At 74.5% G+C, this 17,885-nt stretch carries 17 protein-coding genes and 1 tRNA gene; 11 read left to right on the top strand and 7 right to left on the bottom strand.

Annotated elements, in window-relative coordinates; all coding sequences use genetic code 11:
* The 3 genes from AB0N76_RS15655 to AB0N76_RS15645 all read left to right on the top strand — a co-directional run.
* The coding region (locus AB0N76_RS15655) for an acyl-CoA dehydrogenase family protein (protein ID WP_363557275.1) at positions 1–732 on the top strand (732 nt) is incomplete at its 5' end.
* A 90-nt stretch (positions 733–822) separates the two neighbouring features.
* Complete coding sequence (locus tag AB0N76_RS15650) at positions 823–1,578, top strand: TetR family transcriptional regulator (protein ID WP_363557273.1); 756 nt, start codon at positions 823–825, stop codon at positions 1,576–1,578.
* Between the two features lie 166 nt (positions 1,579–1,744).
* Positions 1,745–3,205 carry a chloride channel protein gene (locus AB0N76_RS15645; protein WP_363557271.1) on the top strand — a complete coding sequence of 487 codons (1,461 nt, stop codon included), beginning with the start codon at positions 1,745–1,747 and terminating at the stop codon, positions 3,203–3,205.
* A gap of 3 nt (positions 3,206–3,208) precedes the next feature.
* On the opposite strand, the gene AB0N76_RS15640 is transcribed toward AB0N76_RS15645, so the two are convergent.
* The 3 genes from AB0N76_RS15640 to AB0N76_RS15630 all read right to left on the bottom strand — a co-directional run bounded on the left by AB0N76_RS15640 (position 3,209) and on the right by AB0N76_RS15630 (position 4,429).
* Entirely contained in the window at positions 3,209–3,805 is a 597-nt protein-coding gene (locus AB0N76_RS15640) for a MarR family transcriptional regulator (RefSeq protein WP_363557269.1), read from the bottom strand.
* A gap of 95 nt (positions 3,806–3,900) precedes the next feature.
* Complete coding sequence (locus AB0N76_RS15635) at positions 3,901–4,260, bottom strand: zinc ribbon domain-containing protein YjdM (protein WP_363557267.1); 360 nt, start codon at positions 4,258–4,260, stop codon at positions 3,901–3,903.
* Between the two features lie 81 nt (positions 4,261–4,341).
* Positions 4,342–4,429, bottom strand: a tRNA-Leu gene (locus AB0N76_RS15630).
* Positions 4,430–4,685: 256 nt separating this feature from the next.
* Between AB0N76_RS15630 and AB0N76_RS15625 the strand changes: the two genes are divergently transcribed.
* The 3 genes from AB0N76_RS15625 to AB0N76_RS15615 all read left to right on the top strand — a co-directional run bounded on the left by AB0N76_RS15625 (position 4,686) and on the right by AB0N76_RS15615 (position 7,607).
* Entirely contained in the window at positions 4,686–6,029 is a 1,344-nt protein-coding gene (locus AB0N76_RS15625) for a M20/M25/M40 family metallo-hydrolase (RefSeq protein WP_363557265.1), read from the top strand.
* A gap of 209 nt (positions 6,030–6,238) precedes the next feature.
* Positions 6,239–6,484, top strand: a complete 246-nt coding sequence (locus tag AB0N76_RS15620) for a chaplin (RefSeq protein ID WP_363557263.1) — start codon at positions 6,239–6,241, stop codon at positions 6,482–6,484.
* Between the two features lie 244 nt (positions 6,485–6,728).
* A complete protein-coding gene (locus AB0N76_RS15615; RefSeq protein WP_363557261.1) occupies positions 6,729–7,607 on the top strand; it encodes a chaplin family protein in 879 nt (292 codons plus the stop codon).
* A 175-nt stretch (positions 7,608–7,782) separates the two neighbouring features.
* Here the strand turns inward: AB0N76_RS15615 and AB0N76_RS15610 are convergent, their stop codons facing one another.
* Positions 7,783–7,992, bottom strand: a complete 210-nt coding sequence (locus AB0N76_RS15610) for a DUF5703 family protein (RefSeq protein ID WP_327675972.1) — start codon at positions 7,990–7,992, stop codon at positions 7,783–7,785.
* A 363-nt stretch (positions 7,993–8,355) separates the two neighbouring features.
* Here AB0N76_RS15610 and AB0N76_RS15605 point away from each other — a divergent pair, with 363 nt between their 5' ends.
* Complete coding sequence (locus AB0N76_RS15605; RefSeq protein ID WP_363557259.1) at positions 8,356–8,964, top strand: hypothetical protein; 609 nt, start codon at positions 8,356–8,358, stop codon at positions 8,962–8,964.
* A 307-nt stretch (positions 8,965–9,271) separates the two neighbouring features.
* Here the strand turns inward: AB0N76_RS15605 and AB0N76_RS15600 are convergent, their stop codons facing one another.
* Entirely contained in the window at positions 9,272–11,590 is a 2,319-nt protein-coding gene (locus AB0N76_RS15600) for an ATP-binding domain-containing protein (RefSeq protein ID WP_363557257.1), read from the bottom strand.
* Between the two features lie 174 nt (positions 11,591–11,764).
* The gene (locus AB0N76_RS15595) at positions 11,765–12,745 is read right to left on the bottom strand and encodes an aldo/keto reductase (protein WP_363557255.1); all 981 of its coding nucleotides are present in this window, start codon (positions 12,743–12,745) and stop codon (positions 11,765–11,767) included.
* A gap of 274 nt (positions 12,746–13,019) precedes the next feature.
* Here AB0N76_RS15595 and AB0N76_RS15590 point away from each other — a divergent pair, with 274 nt between their 5' ends.
* Positions 13,020–14,078, top strand: coding sequence for an LLM class F420-dependent oxidoreductase (locus AB0N76_RS15590; RefSeq protein ID WP_363557253.1), 1,059 nt, complete (start codon positions 13,020–13,022; stop codon positions 14,076–14,078).
* Between the two features lie 92 nt (positions 14,079–14,170).
* On the opposite strand, the gene AB0N76_RS15585 is transcribed toward AB0N76_RS15590, so the two are convergent.
* On the bottom strand, positions 14,171–15,163 hold the full coding sequence (locus AB0N76_RS15585) for a magnesium and cobalt transport protein CorA (protein WP_363557251.1): 993 nt from the start codon (positions 15,161–15,163) through the stop codon (positions 14,171–14,173).
* Between the two features lie 225 nt (positions 15,164–15,388).
* Between AB0N76_RS15585 and AB0N76_RS15580 the strand changes: the two genes are divergently transcribed.
* From AB0N76_RS15580 to AB0N76_RS15570, 3 genes are all read left to right on the top strand, one after another.
* Entirely contained in the window at positions 15,389–16,144 is a 756-nt protein-coding gene (locus AB0N76_RS15580) for a histidine phosphatase family protein (protein ID WP_363557249.1), read from the top strand.
* A 198-nt stretch (positions 16,145–16,342) separates the two neighbouring features.
* Complete coding sequence (locus AB0N76_RS15575) at positions 16,343–16,912, top strand: DUF3090 domain-containing protein (RefSeq protein WP_363557247.1); 570 nt, start codon at positions 16,343–16,345, stop codon at positions 16,910–16,912.
* 107 nt (positions 16,913–17,019) lie between these two features.
* The gene (locus tag AB0N76_RS15570; protein ID WP_363557279.1) at positions 17,020–17,814 is read left to right on the top strand and encodes an SCO1664 family protein; all 795 of its coding nucleotides are present in this window, start codon (positions 17,020–17,022) and stop codon (positions 17,812–17,814) included.
* The last annotated feature ends 71 nt before the right edge of the window (positions 17,815–17,885 follow it).

Raw genomic sequence — 17,885 nt, 5'->3', positions numbered from 1 at the left:
ATGAAGACCCGGGCGGTGCGGGACGGGGACTTCTGGGTGCTGAACGGTGTGAAGCGCTGGATCACCAACGCGGGCGTCTCGGAGTTCTACACCGTGATGGCGGTGACCGATCCGGAGCTGCGGTCGAAGGGCATCTCGGCGTTCGTCGTCGAGAAGGGCGACGAGGGCGTCTCCTTCGGCGCGCCGGAGAAGAAGCTGGGCATCAAGGGGTCGCCGACGCGTGAGGTGTACTTCGACAACGTGCGGATCCCGGCGGACCGGATGATCGGTGCGGAGGGGACGGGTTTCGCGACGGCGATGAAGACCCTGGACCACACCCGGGTGACGATCGCGGCGCAGGCGCTGGGGATCGCGCAGGGGGCGTTGGACTACGCGAAGGGGTATGTGCGTGAGCGCAAGCAGTTCGGGAAGCCGATCGGTGATTTCCAGGGTGTGCAGTTCATGCTGGCGGACATGGCGATGAAGCTGGAGGCGGCGCGTCAGCTGACGTACGCGGCGGCGGCGAAGTCGCAGCGGGTGGACGGGGATCTGACGTTCTTCGGTGCGGCGGCGAAGTGTTTCGCGTCGGACGCGGCGATGGAGATCACCACGGACGCGGTGCAGTTGCTGGGCGGGTACGGGTACACCCGGGACTACCCGTTGGAGCGGATGATGCGGGACGCGAAGATCACGCAGATCTACGAGGGCACCAACCAGATCCAGCGCATCGTCATGGCCCGCAACCTGCCGTAACCCGTACGCGCCGTCCCCTCGGACGAGCCCCGGACCGACGCCGCCTGCGGCGCCGGTCCGGGCGTTCGAGGCCGATGCTATGTTCCGGCAATGAGCGAGAAGGAAGAGCAGGACCAGCCCATGAACGACGGGCCGCCGAAGCCCGCGATGCGCGAGGCGCTGGTCGCCGCCGCCTTCGAGCTCTTCCTGGAACGCGGATTCGAACAGACCACGATCGACGACATCGTCTCGCTCGCCGGCGTCGGCCGGCGCTCCTTCTTCCGCTACTTCCCGGCCAAGGAGGACGTGGTCTTCCCCGACCACGAGCGCAGCCTCGCCGAGATGACGGAGTTCCTGGAGTCCGGCACCGGCGAGGAGGACCCGGTCCGGCACGCCTGCGGCGCCGCCCGCCTCGTCCTGCGGATGTACGCCGAGCAGCCGTCCTTCTCCGTGCAGCGCTACCGGCTCACCCGCAAGGTGCCCGGCCTGCGCGCGTACGAGCTCTCCGTCGTCTGGCGGTACGAGCACACCCTCGCGCACTACCTGCGCGGACGCTTCGCCGACCGCCCGGACGGGCCGCTGCGGGCCGACGTGATCGCCGCCGCGGTCGTCTCCGCGCACAACCACGCGCTGCGCACCTGGCTGCGCTCGGGCGGGGAGAGCGACTGGGTGGCCGAGGTGGACCGGGCGATGGAGTTCGTCACCGGCACCTGGAGCGACCGGACCGACGGCGGGTCGGCCGACCGGGAGTCGGCGGACGCGGACGACGTCGTGGTGCTGGTCGCCAGCCGGCGGGCGCCGCTCTGGAAGATGGTGCAGGGCATCGAGAGCGCCCTGGGGGAGTCCCGGTCGGTCCGGCAGGACTGAGCGGCCCCCGCCCACCCGTCCGGCCCAGCGCCCGACGCGGCGACACCGGGCCTCCCGCCACCGTCCGCCGCCGTCCGCCGTGCGGGGCTCCCGGGCGCGGGCGAGACTCGGTCGCAGGACGCGGCCGGGGGCGGACCGGCCCGGGGACACGCGACGGAGGCGGACGATGCCCCAGCCGAGCGCCGGCCCTCCCCGAGGACCGGCATCCGACGGACCCGCTCAACCCGCTCAACCCGATGGACCCGCCACCCCGCCCCCCGCCCTGCCCGCGCTCCTGCGCAGCAAGGGCTACCTCGGCCTCCTGCTGGTCTCGGCCTTGGTCGGCGTCCCGGTCTCGCTGGCCGCGTTCTGGTTCGTCGGCCTGGAGCACGAGCTCCAGCACTGGGTCTGGGAGAGCCTGCCGGACGCCCTCGGCCACGACCGCGCGCCCTGGTGGTGGGCGCTGCCCGCGCTGCTGCTCGCCGGACTGCTGCTGGCGCCGATCGTCACCCGGTTGCCCGGTCACGGCGGCCACGTCCCGGTGGACGGGCTCGGCGGGCCGCCGACCCCACCGAAGGCGGTGCCCGGCGTCGTCCTGGCCGCCCTCGCCTGCCTGCCGCTCGGCGCGGTGCTCGGCCCGGAGGCGCCGCTGATGGCGATGGGCGGCGGACTGGCGCTGCTCGCCCTCCGCCCGGCCCAGCGCGCGGCCCGGCCACAGCTGGTCCCGGTGCTCGGCGCGGCCGGTTCGACGGCGGCGATCTCCACCATCTTCGGCAGCCCGCTGGTCGCCGCCGTGATGATGATCGAGGCGGCCGGGCTCGGGGGCCCGCAACTGCTGCTGCTGATCCTGCCCTGCCTGCTGGCGAGCGGCGTCGGCGCGCTGGTGTTCACCGGCTTCGGCCACTGGACCGGCCTGTCGATCGGCGCACTGTCGCTGCCCTCGGTGCCGCCCAGCGGGATCCCCGACCCGGGCGACTTCCTCTGGGGCGTACCGATCGCGGCCGCCGTCACCGTGGTCTGCGTGGCCGGCCAACTCCTCGGCCGCCGGGTCAAGGCCTTCACCACCGGAGACCCGGCCACCCCGGACCCGGCCCCCGACGACCCGACGGCGCCCGCCCACCCGGCGCCGCCCGCCCGCCCGGCGCCGACCGCCCGGCAGACTGCGGTCCGCACCGTCCTCTGCGCCGTCGCGGTCGGCGTCTGCATCACCGCCTACGCGCTGCTCACCGACCGCTCACCGGAGGAGGCCGCGCTCTCCGGCCAGGCCACCCTGGGCGCGCTGGCCGCGAACCCGGCCGGCTGGTCGGTGGGGGCGCTGCTGGCGCTGACCCTCTGCAAGACGGCCGCCTGGGGCATCGCCCTGGGCAGCCTGCGTGGCGGCCCGATCTTCCCGGCGATCCTGGTCGGCGCCACCATCGGGGTGGCCTGCGGCCCGTTGCCCGGCCTCGGCACCGCACCGGGCCTGGCGGTCGGCCTGGCCGCCTCGGGCGCGGCGGTCACCCGCCTGCCGGTGACCAGCACAGTCCTGGCGGCGGCCCTGCTCGGCCCGCAGGCACCGAACGCCCTCCCGCTGCTGCTGGTCGCCGCCGTGACGGCCTTCGTCACCGGCGAACTCCTCCGCGCCCGCACCCCCCGCCGCCCCGCCTGACCGCTACTCCGCTCCCTCCCCTTCCCCGGCCCGCCCCGCCGCCAGGTACGCCTCGACCCGCCGCTGGTTCTCCACCAGCCGCAGGCACAGGTGCCGCAGCTCGGCCAGCTCGACGGCCGAGAACCCCTGGAAGACCGCCGCCATCGCCCGCTCGGTCGGGACCCGGAAGGAGTCCAGCCAGGCCAGCCCGTCCGGGGTGGCGGTGACCAGCACGGCCCGCCGGTCCCGCGGATCGGCGCCGCGCCGGGCCAGCCCCTCCCGCTCCAGGGTGTCGACCAGCCCGGTCACGTTCCGCGAGCTGACCCCGCCCGCCCGTGCCAGCTCGCCGACCGTCAGCCCGCCCTCGGCCGCCCCGAGCCGCACCAGCACGTCCAACGCGCCCGCACTCAGCCCGCGCCCCTCCGAACCGTGCGCGCGCAACCGCTCCACCGCGTGGAACGCCGACCGCGCCGCGGCGGCGGCCTCCAGCGCCAGGGTGTCCCCCTCCCGCGTGAACGCGGTCATGGCGGCCCGGACCCGCGGGTCGTACAGCCGCCCTCCCGCGTCCCGCTCCAACGGACCGCCGTCCGGCTCTCCAGATTTATGTACGTCCTTCATCATGAAGTGATTCTCTATCCGCTTCCGGCCATCCGTCAACGGTCCGGAACGCGAAGAGGCGGTGCAGTCCCCGACTGCACCGCCTCACGCAACCCCGATCAGGCCTTCTTCACCACGCTCGACTTCAGCTGCATGGCGCCGAAGCCCTCGATCCGGCAGTCGATGTCGTGTCCGTCGACCCCGTCGACGAGGCGGATGTTCCGCACCTTGGTGCCCGCCTTGATCCCCGAGGCGCTGCCCTTCACCTTGAGCGCCTTGACCACCGTCACGGTGTCCCCGTCGGCCAGCACGTTCCCGACCGAGTCGCGCACCACCCGCTCGCCCCCGGCCCCGCCGTCCCCGGCCCCCGCCTCGCCCGCCACCCACTCGTGACCGCACTCCGGGCAGACCATCAGCCCGTTCATCTCATACGTGTACTCGCTCGAACACTGCGGACAGGGGGGAAGGTTCTCGTTCATTCCCCCAGGCTATCGAGCCCCCGAACGCACACGAAAAAGCGGACCGTGGCCTTTCGGCCGCGATCCGCGATTCGTTCCTGCTGGTGTCCGAGGGGGGACTTGAACCCCCACGCCCGATAAAGGGCACTAGCACCTCAAGCTAGCGCGTCTGCCATTCCGCCACCCGGACTAGGTGTGTTGTCTTTGCGGCTTCCTTCTGTTCGTCGGCCGCGCTGACAGATGTAACTGTAGCAGTGATCTGCGGTGGGTCCCAAAACGGCTCCGGATGGGGGAGTGGGGGTTGCGGGGGTGTGTCGTCGTGTTTCGTGGGGGTGGATCCGGGTCGGGGGCTGGGAGAGGATGGGTGGACGTGCTCGTGCGACCCGGGTGCAGGTCCCGGGATGGCGCGCTGGGGTGCCGGTGCGGGCCAGAGACGAGGAGTGACCGTGAGCGAGCGGAGCGAGTCGGCGGGGCGGGCGGCGGCGCCGAAGGTGACGGCGGAGTCCGAGGTCGCCGAGATCTGCCGCGATCTGATCCGGATCGACACCAGCAACTACGGCGACGGTTCCGGCCCGGGGGAGCGGAAGGCCGCCGAGTACGTGGCCGAGCAGCTGGCCGAGTTCGGCCTCGAACCGCAGATCTTCGAGTCGGCCAAGGGCCGGGCGTCCACGGTGGTCCGGATCGAGGGCGAGGACCGGTCGCGTCCGGGCCTGCTGATCCACGGGCACACCGACGTGGTGCCGGCCAACGCCGCGGACTGGACGCACCACCCCTTCTCCGGGGAGATCGCGGACGGCTGCGTGTGGGGGCGCGGCGCGGTCGACATGAAGGACATGGACGCGATGACCCTGGCGGTCGTCCGGGACCGGCTGCGGACCGGGCGCAAGCCCCCGCGCGACCTGGTGCTCGCCTTCCTCGCCGACGAGGAGGCGGGCGGCACCTACGGCGCCCGGTACCTGGTGGACAAGCACCCGGGGCTGTTCGAGGGCGTGACCGAGGCGATCGGCGAGGTCGGCGGCTTCTCCTTCACGGTCAACGACAAGACCAGGCTCTACCTGGTGGAGACGGCCGAGAAGGGCATGCACTGGATGCGGCTCACGGTCGAGGGCCGGGCCGGGCACGGGTCGATGGAGAACGACGACAACGCCATCACCGAGCTGTGCGAGGCGGTGGCCCGACTGGGGCGCCACCAGTTCCCGCTGCGGATCACCAAGACCGTGCGGGCCTTCCTGGACGAGCTGTCGGACGCGCTCGGCGTCGAGCTCGACCCGGAGAACATGGACGAGACGCTCCGGGTGCTCGGCGGCATCGCCAAGATGATCGGCACCACGCTGCGCAACACCGCGCAGCCGACCATGCTCGGCGCCGGCTACAAGGTGAACGTGATCCCCGGGCAGGCCACCGCGCACGTGGACGGGCGCTTCCTGCCCGGCTACGAGGAGGAGTTCCTGGCCGAGCTGGACAGCGTGCTGGGCCCGCGGGTGAAGCGGGAGAGCCTGCACTCGGACAAGGCGATCGAGACCGGCTTCGACGGCGCCCTGGTCGAGGCGATGCAGACCGCGCTGCGGGCCGAGGACCCGATCGCCCGCGCCGTCCCGTACTGCCTCTCGGGCGGGACGGACGCCAAGTCGTTCCAGGACCTCGGGATCCGCTGCTTCGGGTTCGCCCCGCTGCAGCTGCCGCCGGAGCTGGACTTCGCCGGGATGTTCCACGGCGTCGACGAGCGGGTGCCGGTGGACGGGCTGAAGTTCGGCGTGCGCGTGCTGGACCGGTTCATCGACGCCTGCTGACCTGCGGGGACGTCGAGCGGCGGCCCGTTCCCGGGGGTTCCGGGGGCGGGCCGCCGTCGTTCGCGCATGCCGGGACGACAGATCGATTACCCGTTCGTCGTATCACCGTTGCGGGTGAATGGGACGTCTGTTCCGTACCCCGTTTGCCGCAACGGTCGTTCCTTCCTGTGACGGCCCGGAGCCGATTTCCGGGTGTTCATACAGGAGGAATGATGAAGGTCAAGAAGATCGCCGCCGTGACCGCCGCCGCCGGTGGCCTGGTGCTCGCCGTCTCCGGTGTCGCGTCCGCTCACGGCGGGGCCGGCGCCGAGGGTGTCGCGGCCGGTTCCCCGGGCGTGGTGTCCGGCAACCAGATCCAGATCCCGGTGCACATCCCGGTCAACGTGTGCGGCAACACCATCAGCGTGATCGGCGTGCTGAACCCGGCGTTCGGCAACCACTGCGCCAACGTCTGAGCCCGTTTCGGTCGTTGAGCCGGGCCCCCGGGCGGCGTACGCGCCGTGCCGGGGGCGCTTGTTTACCGGCACCCGCCCTGCGGTTGTCCCATGACATCCCTCGAAAGAGTGAATGAGGGCCGCATGGGTCAACCTCCTTGGGGGTTTCTTCGTTCTCTCCCATGCAGCCGAGGACCTCTCCGCTTATTCGGAAATTCCGACTTTCGGTTGGTCATCACGTCGTCTCGAAATGTCAGGGGAAAATATGAGGACTGCAGCCAAGAAGGGGCTCCTCACGGCCGTGGCCACCGGCAGTGTGCTGGCCTCGACCGCCGGCTACGCCTACGCGGGCTCCGGGGCGGAGGGCGTCGCGGCGGGTTCGCCGGGCGTGGCCTCCGGCAACTCGGTGCAGGTGCCGGTCGAGGTACCGATCAACGCCTGCGGCAACACGGTCGACGTGATCGGCGCGTTGAATCCGGCGTACGGCAACAACTGCGCCAACGCCTCCGGGCATTCGGCCGGCGGGCACGCGGGCTCCGCCGCCTCGGGTGCCCACGCGTCGGGGACGGCCGCCAACTCACCCGGCGTGGCCGCCGGCAACAGCGTCCAGGCCCCGGTGCACATTCCGGTCAACGCCTGCGGCAACTCCGTCGACGTGGTCGGCGCGGCCAACCCCGCGTTCGGCAACGACTGCGCCAACGTGGCGGCACCGGCGCACACCCCGCCCGCCACGCCGGACGACGACTGCCCGGACGACCACGGCCCGCACAACCCGCCGCCGCCCGCCACCGCGCACCCGTCCACGCCGCCCACGGGCTCCACCCAGAGCCCGAGCAGCGGGCAGACCACCCCGGGCGGCCCGCGCACCGGCAGCCCGACCGCCGTCCCGCCCGGCAGTTCCGCCAACGGCGCGTCCGCCACCCCGGGCACCGCCTCGCCGGCGGGCCAGGCGAGCCCGAGCGGCCAGGCCCGCCCGGCCTCCGCGCGGACCGGCACCCCGTCCGCCGCGCCGGCGGCCGCCGCCGGCGACCAGCTGGCCTCGACCGGCGCCGGTGGCACCGAGCTGCTCGGCGCGGCCGGTCTCGCGCTGCTGATCGGCGGCGGGGTGCTCTACCGCCGAGCCCGCGCGGGCGCCGCCCGCTGAGCCGACGCCGCACCGGCTGAGCGCGTCCGCCTGGCGTAGGCAACCGCTCAGCCGCCGCGCCCCGGCCACAAAGCCGCGTGCCCGCGACCGCCGTCCGGACGGCGGTCGCGGGCACGCGTGTGAAGCAGAAGCAGGGGAGCGAAGAAGAGGTCGTCCGGCCGGCGGGCGGCCGCCGTCACCAGCTCCGTACCTGCCGGATGATCCGCCGGCGCAGCAGCACCGTCCGGCTGCCGTCCGGGAACAGGCTGAGCCTGTCGAGTTCCCAGTGCCCGTACTCGGCGTGGTCGGTGAGCAGTTGGCGTGCCGCGTTGCGGGACGTCCCGCGCGGCATGCGCAGTGACTGGTACTCGTACTCCGGCTGCCGGACCGGCTTCGGTGGGGTCAAAACGCTCCTCCTGTGGGACGCCTGCGGGCAAGCCTACGGCCTGCCTCCGACAACTGGCCCGGGTATTTTCGGCCGCCCGGGCCGGGACTCCACTGACAGTGCATCAGCTCTGTTGCTCCAGGGGACGACATACCCCGAACGCGCCCCGCGAAGCGACACCCGGACGGGTCCCGCCGCCGGTCGCCGCCGGTCCGCGGTGGTTCGCAGATGGTCCGAAGGCGGTCCGCGGACGGTCCGGGTCCGGCCGATCGGGGTGGACAGAACCACGCGGACCGGACATCGGGGGGGAAGTTGCGGTGAAATCGCGGGTGTAGGTGACAACCGCTGTGCGTACCGGCACCGAGGGGAGATAGCGTCTGCACCATGTCTGATGCCGCGCAGCCCACCATTGCCGAGGTACGCGCCGCCGCCGAGGCGGTCAAGGCCGCCATCGACCGTCATCTGGAAGCGGTGTCGAGCCCCAGCGCAGCGGACGATTCCGCTGTGTCCACCGCCTACGAGCAGCTGGCGACGGCGGCCATCGCGTACGACCAACTCCTGTACGAGGTCTACGACGAGGTCACCCCCTTCGAGGTCCCCGGTGACGAGGGTCCGGGCGGGTACCACGGTCCCGAACAGCCCGAGGCGATCAGCGTGCTGATCCGCCGTGACTACCACGTCGTCGACCCGAAGCGGCTGCGCGCCCAGGCCGAGCGGCTGGACGACTCGCTCACCCCCGGTGGCGGCTCGGACAGTGGTGGGGTGAACGCCGCGATCGGCGTGCTGTTCGGCGAGTTCGAGCCGGATGAGATCGCCGCCCGCAGCGAGGAGTTCGGGCTGGAGGAGGCCGACTCCACGCTCTGGGTGGCGGCCGCCGAGCCGACCGAGCCGGGGGAGTGGCTGCCCGAGCCGTTCGAGCACGCGGATCCGCAGCTGCTGATCTGCCGCTTCGACGTGAGCGAGGTCTACGACGACGAGGACCTCGACGACTGAGGCTGACGACTGACGACTGAGCACGCTGCGCCGGGGCGGCGCCGGGGGAGTCCTCCCGGCGCCGCCCCGGCGTCCGTCGTTCTGCGCGCGGCGGCGGCGGCGGGCGTGGAGCCGGCGCGGGAACGTTTCGGCGAGCGCATGATTTCGGACGTTCCTCCCACCAGGGGGACGGGGATCGGTCTCCGCCCTCGGCCGGACCGGTGAGATGAGTCCCACGTTTGCGCTCCGGCAGGCCTCGGAACCGGCCGCGAACGACGGGAGGGCCCCCTCGGCGGCGAGGGGGCCCTCCCGGGCGGGAAGCGGGCGGTCAGTAGGACTCGGCGGCGTTCTCGGCGAGGATCGCGCGCAGGCGGGTGGTGCGGGGCGCGGCCGGGCGCTCGGCGACGGCCTGGGGGAGGGCCGGACCGGCGGCGTGGACCACCGAGAGGTGGCGCTCGCCGCGGCCGAACGCGGTGTACACCCACTGCCGGGTGAGCGCCGCGGCGGCGTCCTCCGGCAGGACGACCACGGCGCCCGGCCAGCGGCGGCCGACGGCCTGGTGGACGGTCAGCGCCCAGCCGTGCCGCAGCCGGCCGGCCTCCGCGGGCGGGACGGTGCGGCGGGTGCCGTCCGGGTACTCCAGGTGGAGGCCGCTGGCGTCGCCGTCGACCACCCGGGCGAGCCGGGTGTGACCGGGCGCGGGCGAGTCGGCGACCCGGTCGCCCGGGTCGAAGCCGGCGAACCGGCCCGGGCCCGGGTTCAGCCGGGCCTTGGCGGCGGCGTTCAGTGCGCGGGTGCCGGCCCCGCCGCCGTGACCGGGGGTCAGCAGCACGACCTGCTCGGCCGGGATGCCGAGCGCGCGCGGGATGGAGTCGGTGAGCAGCTGGATGGCCCGGTGGACGGCCTCGCCGGCGTCCTTGGCGGTCAGGATGACCACCTCCTTGTCGGGCGCCTCGACCGGCTGGAGCTCGCCGATGCCGACGCCGGAGACCAGCTCGCCGATCGGGCCGAAGTCCGGGGTGCGGGAGGCGACGGCCGGGCAGGCCTTGGCGGCGAGCAGGTCGGCGAAGAACCGGCCGGGGCCGGCCGACCAGAGCTGGCCCGGGTCGCCGCTCAGCACCAGGCGGGTGCCGTCGGCCAGTGACTCCAGCAGGGTGGCGGCCAGTTCGACGTCCAGCAGCGGGGCGTCCAGAACGATCAGCACGTCGAGCGCGAGGGTGCCGTCGGCGGCCCGGCCGGGACCGGCGGCACCGGCGAGCAGCTCGGCCAGGGCCACGACCGGGACCGGGGCGGCGGCCTCGGCGAGCGGGGCGAGCGCGGCGAAGGAGTCCCGGCCCTGCTGGGTCCAGGTGGCGGCCCAGGCGCGCAGCCCGAGGCCGGTGGCGGCGGCCAGCAGAGCGGCCGGTTCGGCGCGGGCGGCCTCACCGCCGGTGTGCACGACGAGCGGGCTCCCGGCGGCGGCCCGGATCAGCGCGGTGGCGGAGGAGGACGGGGCCGCGACGGCGGCGGCCTCCCAGGCGGCCGGGCCCGGGTCGACGGGGGCGGCGCCGGTGGCCTCCTCGGCGGCGGTCTCCTCGTCGGAGGCGGCCTCCGCGGGCTCCTCCTCGGCAGCGTCCCCGGCGGAAGCGTCCTCCTCGGCAGCCTCCTCCTCGGCAGCGTCCTCGTCCGGGTCCTCGCCGGGTACGAAGGTGGACAGCAGTCGGACCAGTCCGTCGGCCAGGCTCTCCTCGGCCAGCGCCAGGCGCTCCAGCGCGAGCAGGGTCCGGGTCGGCGGTTCGTCCTCCTCGTCGCCGCCCGCCGCGTGCGCCTCGGCGCCCGTGAGCTCCTCCTGGAACGGCATCGCCCGGCCGTCGAGCACGGCGGCCTGGACGGCGGCGGCGGAGTCCGGCACCCCGAGCCGGTCGAGCCCGGCGGTCACCTCGCCGATCTCCAGGGCGGAGTGGCCGCGCAGGGCCGCCTGCTCCAGCAGCCAGCCGACCAGCGCCTGGGCGCGGCGCTGGTCGCCGGGGCCGGCGGCGGGGCCGAGCAGGCCGCGGGCGAAGCCGTCCGCGTGCTCGGGTCGGACGCCGGGCAGGGTGAGCACGGCCCACGGGTCCTCGCGCAGCTGCTCGGCCGCGCCGTCGCCGAACACGGACACCGCGGGGCCCGCCAGGTCGGCGGGGGCGCCACCGGCGGTGAGCACCTCGGCGGTGGCCTTGAGGGCGAGGGCGCGCTGCTCGTCGGTCGCGGGCCGCTCGACCGGCGCGGCCGCCGCGACCGGCGCCACCCCGCCGTCCGCCGCCTCGACGGCCGCCGACGCGACGTCACCCGCCGGGCGGGCACCCCCCTCGGCGGATCGGCCGACCGACCGGACCCGCTCCGCCAGCGCCGCGACGGCGGCCGCCTTGTCGGCCTCCTCGGCCTTGCGGGCCGAGTCGGTGGCGTCGGCATCGGCGGACTCGGACGCGTCAGCCGACACAGCAGCGTCGGCCGAGTCGGCCAGGTCACCCGAGCCACCCGGCTCGGCCAGGCCACCCGAGTCACCCGGCTCGGCCAGGTCACCCGAGCCACCCGGCCCGCCCGGCTCCGCCTGGCCGGGCAGCGCCGCGCCGACACCGTCGGGGGTCGTCGAGGTCTCCTCCGGAGCGCCGTTCTCCGCGTCAGTCATCGTCCGCTCCACAAAAGCTCAACTCCACTGCTGGGCGCCGGCCGCCCCGTGGTGCGGGCGGTCGGCAGGGTCGGGCCGGTCCGGGCCGCGCGGGGGCGGCCGGGCCGGCGGTCGGTCGGGTTCGGGCAGGCACGGCTCACGGGGGCGGGCGGGCCGCCCCGGCCGGTCAGGCCGTCACAGCTCGCTCCACCCCTGGTCGGGGTAGCGGTGGACCGGCGCCGAGATGTCGTCGAGCGCACCGCGGATCTCCTCCGGAAGCGTAAGCGCCTCCACCGACAGCGCCGACTGCAGCTGGCCGACCGTCCGCGCCCCGACCAGCGCGCTCGCCACGCCCGGCCGGTCCCGGACCCAGGCGAGCGCGACCGCCAGCGGGCTGCTGGCCAGTCCGTCGGCGGCGGTGGCCACGGCGTCCACGATCCGTCGCGCGCGCTCCCCGAGGTAGGGCTGGACGAACCCGGACAGGTACGGCGAGGCGCCGCGCGAGTCCTGCGGGACGCCGTGCCGGTACTTGCCGGTGAGGACGCCGCGGCCGAGCGGCGAGGAGGCGAGCAGGCCGACGCCGGCGTCCCGCGCGGCGGGCAGCGCCTCCCGTTCGATGCCGCGCTGGAGCAGCGAGTACTCCAGCTGCGCCCCGGCCAGCGGCACCCGGCCGTGGTGGGCGTTCTGCCAGGTGGCGGCCTTGGCGAGCTGCCAGCCGCTGTAGTCGCAGACCCCGACGTAGCGGGCGCGGCCGGAGGAGACCGCGATGTCCAGGGCGGTGAGCGTCTCCTCGACCGGGGTGGCCGGGTCGAAGGCGTGCACCTGCCAGAGGTCGACGTAGTCGGTGCCGAGCCGGCGCAGCGAGGCGTCCAGGGCGGTGAGCAGGTGGCCGCGCGAGCCGTCGAAGCGGCGGCCGGAGGCGGGGGCGCTGCCGGCCTTGGTGGCGATGACCAGGTCGGAGCGGGGGACGAGGCTGTCGGTGAGCCGGGAGAGCAGGTACTCGGCGTCGCCGTCGGCGTAGACGTCGGCGGTGTCGACCAGGTTGCCGCCGGCGTCGACGAACTCCTTGAGCTGCTCGGCGGCCTCCTGCTCGTCGGTGTCGCGGCCCCAGGTCATGGTGCCGAGACCGAGCCGGGAGACCTGCAGCCCGGTGCGGCCGAGGTGACGCTTTTCCATCGGACGAGCCCTCTCACCGGCCGGAGCGGCCGAATGTGCGGTGACGGCGGACGAAGCTGGACGGGGGCAAACGCGCAGGTGGGGCGCGGCACCCCCACGTCGGCTGAGCGTAGCGGCCGGTGCCCGGGCAGGGGTGCCGACCCGCAGGACGAGGACCGCCCCCCGCGCGGGGGCGGATGCCGTCCGGAATGTGACCCGGGCCACCACTACTGACCAGTAGCATTGCGACCCACCCTCGCGGGACACCGGAACACCCGACTGGAAGGCAGTGCCCATGCGACTCGGCATCAACCTCGGCTACTGGGGACTCGGCATGGACGCCGACAACATCGCCGTCGCGCAGGAGGCCGACCGGCTCGGCTACTCGGTCTGCTGGGCCGCCGAGGCGTACGGCTCGGACGCCGCCACCGTGCTCTCCTACGTCGCCGCCAAGACCGAGCGGATCGACGTCGGCTCGGCCATCTTCCAGATCCCGGCCCGCACCCCGGCGATGACCGCGATGACCGCGGCCACCCTGGACACCCTCTCCGGCGGCCGGTTCCGGCTCGGCCTGGGCGTCTCCGGCCCGCAGGTCTCCGAGGGCTGGTACGGCGTGAAGTTCGACAAGCCGCTGGCCCGCACCCGCGAGTACGTGGAGATCATCCGCAAGGCGATGTCCCGCGAGCGGCTGGTCCACGACGGTGAGCACTGGACGCTGCCGCTGCCCGGCGGTCCCGGCAAGCCGATCAAGCTCACCGTGCACCCGGTGCGCGAGCACATCCCGCTGTACATCGCCGCGATCGGCCCGAAGAACCTGGAGCAGACCGGCGAGATCGCCGACGGCTGGCTGGGCATCTTCTTCTCCCCCGAGCACGCGGCGCTCTCGCTCGACCCGCTGAAGGCCGGCCGGGCCAAGGCCGGGGCCGAGGCGGGCCGCGAGTTCGACGGCTTCGACCTCTGCCCGACCGTCGCCATCGCGGTCGGCGAGGACATCAAGGCGGGCGTCGACTCCCAGCGCGGCTACACCGCGCTCTACATCGGCGGCATGGGCAGCAAGGAGAAGAACTTCTACAACCAGCTCGCCCGCCGGATGGGCTACGAGCGGGAGGCCGACGAGATCCAGGAGCGCTACCTGGCCAAGGACTACGCCGCCGCGGCCGCCGCCGTCCCGCACGACCTCATCGACGCCACCTCGCTGATCGGCGACACCGCCCGGATCGCCGACCGGATGCAGGCGTACGCGGACGCGGGCGTCACCACCCTCACCCTGGCCCCGGCCGGCTTCACGCTCGACGAGCGGCTCCAGGCGCTGCGCACCGGCGTCGAGGCGCTGGAGCTCGCCGGGCTGGCCTGACGCCCCGGACGAAGGCCCGGGCGGGCGGGAGGTCCGCCCGGGCCGGCGCTCGCGGGCGCCGGTGCGCCTCGACGCCGGTGCGCGGCGGCCCGTCAGAGCCAGTCGTGCCGCTTGAACACCCGGTGCAGCAGCACGCAGACCACCACCATCACCGCGACCGCCGCCGGGTAGCCCCAGGGCTGGCGCAGTTCGGGCATGTCGTCGAAGTTCATGCCGTAGACACCGGCGATCATCGTCGGCACCGCGGCCAGCGCCGCCCAGGCCGAGATCTTCCGCATGTCGTTGTTCTGCTGGACGCTGACCTGCGCCAGGTTGGCCGCCAGGATGTCGGAGAGCAGCCGGTCCATGCCCTCCACCTGGTCGTTGGTCCGGGCCAGGTGGTCGGCGACGTCCCGCAGGTAGGGCAGTGCCTCCGCACGGACGAACGGGACGCCGCCGCGCTCCAGCCGCAGCATCGGGTCGACCAGCGGGCCGGTGGCGCGGCGGACGGTCACCAGCTGGCGCTTGTAGCCGTAGATCCGGCTCGCGATGTCGCGGCCCACCCGGCCGGGGGCGAACACGTCGGCCTCCAGCTCGTCGAGGTCCGCCTGGAGCCCGACGGCCACGTCCACGTACCCGTCCACCACCATGTCGCAGACCGAGTGCAGGACGGCACTCGGGCCGTACCTGAGCACCTCGGGCCGGCGCTCCAGCTCGGAGCGCAGCTCGCCGAGCGGGCTGTCGGCGCCGTGCCGGACGGTCATCACGAAGTCCTCGCCGACGAAGAGCATCACCTCGCCGCTGGTCACGGCGTGGCCGCCGGGGTGGTAGCCGAGCGTCTTGAGCGCGACGAACAGCGAGCCCTGGTACGCCTCCACCTTGGGGCGCTGGTGGGCGCTGACGGCGTCCTCGACGGCCAGCGGGTGCAGGCCGAACTCGGCGCTGACCTGGTCGAGTTCCTCGGCCGTGGGCTCGAACAGGCCTATCCAGACGAAGCCGCCCCGGCCCGCCTTCCGCGCGGCGGCGAGGCTGCCGGCGGGATCCGCGGGCGTCGCGACCGGGCGGCCGTCGCGGTAGATGGCGCAATGGACGATCATGCGGGACATTCTGACCCCTGCCGGGCACCCGCAACATCCACCGCGACGGCGGTTCGCACCGCGACGGTTCCGGCCGCGCCGTCGACCCGGACCCCGCTCCGCAACCCGACCTGCACCCCGCTCCGCAACCCGCTCCGCACCCCGATCCGCATCCCGATCCGGGACCCGAACGGGACCGCGACCAAGATCCCCGACCGGGCCCGCCCCGGCGCGGGAGGCCGTAGGGTAGGCCCCATGCCCACCCTGCTGCTCGTCCGCCACGGCCGCTCCACCGCGAACACCGCCGGGATCCTGGCCGGTTGGACGCCCGGAGTGGACCTCGACGACACCGGGCGCGCGCAGGCCGCCGCGCTCGCCGACCGGCTCGCCGGGATCCCGCTGGTCCAGGCGGTCAGCAGCCCGCTGGAGCGCTGCCGGCAGACCCTGGCGCCGCTGCTGGCCGCCCGGCCCGGCCTGGCCGGCCCCGAGCGGGGCGGTTCGGCGGCGGGCGAGCCCGCGCTGGACGAGCGGCTCGGCGAGTGCCACTACGGCGACTGGACCGGCCGGCCGCTGGCCGAGCTGGCGAAGGAGCCGCTCTGGCGCACCGTCCAGGACCACGCGGCGGCGGCCGCCTTCCCCGGCGGCGAGTCGCTGCGCGAGCTGAGCCACCGCACGGTCACCGCGGTCCGCGAGTGGAACGAGAAGGTCGCCGCCGAGCACGGCGAGGACGCGGTCTGGGTCGCCTGCTCGCACGGCGACGTGATCAAGGCGGTGGTGGCCGACGCGCTCGGCCTGCACCTGGACCACTTCCAGCGGATCAACGTCGACCCCTGCTCGGTCACCGCGATCCGCTACACGGCGCGCCGGCCGTTCGTGCTGAGGATGGGCGACACCGGCGACCTCGCCTCGCTCGCCCCGAAGCCAGCCGGTCCCCACGGCCCCGCCGGTCCCCATGGCGGTCGGGACGGGGACGGCGACGCGGTGGTCGGCGGTTCCACCGGCACGGCCTGAGCCGGCAGCCTGAGCCGCCGGCTTGACCCGCCGGTCCGAGCCGCCGGTCCGAGCCGCCCCCGGGGCTCGGCTCTCCGGCCCGGCCCGGGAGGTCGTAGGGTGACCAAGGGGCCCCGCGCCCCGGCCGGACCCCGGAACCACCCAGCCCCCCACAGCCCGAACGACACCTACGACGATCGATCGATCCGGAGCGAGAGCGTGCCCCGTCAGGTCTTCTTCTACGACCAGCCCGAACGGTTCGTGGCCGGTACCGTCGGCCAGCCCGGCGCCCGGGCGTTCTACCTGCAGGCCAGCGCCCGGGGGCGGATCACCAGCGTGCTGCTGGAGAAGACCCAGGTCGCCGCGCTCGCCGAGCGGATCGAGGAGGTCCTCGACGAGGCGCTGCGCCGCAGCGCCGGGTCGGCGTCGATCCCGGCCGCCGCCCCGCAGGACCTGCTGGACACCGCGCCGCTGGACCTGCCGCTGGAACAGGAGTTCCGGGTCGGCACGATGGCGCTCGCCTGGGACAGCGTGGACAGCTGCCTGGTGGTCGAGGCGCAGGCGCTGGTCGAGGAGGAAGAGGGCGAGGAGGAGGGCGCCGCCGTCTTCGAGGACGACGAGAACGGCCCGGACATGCTGCGCGTGCGGCTCTCCGGCGCGATGGCCCGGGTGTTCGCCAAGCGGGCGCTGGACCTGGTCGCGGCCGGCCGCAAGCCCTGCCCGTTCTGCAACCTCCCGCTCGATCCGGAGGGCCACCTGTGCCCGCGCGCGAACGGGTACCGGCGCTGAACACCGGAGCCGCGCGCCCGGCGGACCCGGAAGACCGGGCGGACGCCGCGGACCCGGGGGAGCCGCCGCGCGCCGACCCGGCCGCGGCCGCCGCGCTCGCCGCCGACGTGCCCGCCGCCCTGCGCCTGCTGCGCGAGGGCGCGCTCACCGTCCACGGCCGGCTCACCGACGCCTCCAACGCCGCCCTCTACTGCACCGTCACCCCGGCGGCCCCCGGCGCCCCGAGCGCCCAGGCCGTCTACAAGCCGGTGGCCGGCGAGCGCCCGCTCTGGGACTTCCCGGACGGCACCCTGGCCGGCCGCGAGGTCGCCGCGTACGAGCTGTCCGCCGCCACCGGCTGGGACCTGATCCCGCCCACCGTGCTGCGCGACGGCCCGCACGGGCCGGGCATGGTCCAGCTCTGGGTGGAGCCGGACCCGGACGCCGCCCCGCTGCTCGCGCTCCAGGACCCGCGCGGCCCCGAGGACGGCTGGCTGCCGATCGTCCGGGCCGAGGTCGGCGACGGGCGCACCGCGCTGCTGGTCCACCCCGACGACGTCCGGCTGCGCCGGCTCGCGGTGCTGGACGCCGTCCTCAACAACGCCGACCGCAAGGGCGGCCACCTGATCCCGGCCGCCGACGGCCGGGTCTACGGCATCGACCACGGCGTCACCTTCAACACCGAGGGCAAGCTGCGCACCCTGCTCTGGGGCTGGGCCGGGCAGCCGCTGCCGGCCGAGGCGACGGCGGTGCTGACCGGGCTGGCCGGGCAGCTGGACGGCGCGCTGGGGGAGCGGCTGGCGCCGCACCTGACCGCGGCCGAACTGGACGCCACCCGGGCCCGGGTGGCCGCCCTGCTCGCCACCGGGACGCACCCGCTGCCCACCGAGGAGTGGCCGTCCATCCCCTGGCCGCCGATCTGACGGTCGCCCGCCCGCCGCAGCCGCGGCCAGTGGTCTGGACCGGTGCCCGGCACCGGCCGCACACTGCGACG

The sequence above is a fragment of the Kitasatospora sp. NPDC093806 genome (assembly GCF_040683335.1).
Classification (GTDB): domain Bacteria; phylum Actinomycetota; class Actinomycetes; order Streptomycetales; family Streptomycetaceae; genus Kitasatospora.
Note: the sequence above shows the minus strand (reverse complement) of the source record. Positions and strands in the feature narration are given on the sequence as shown.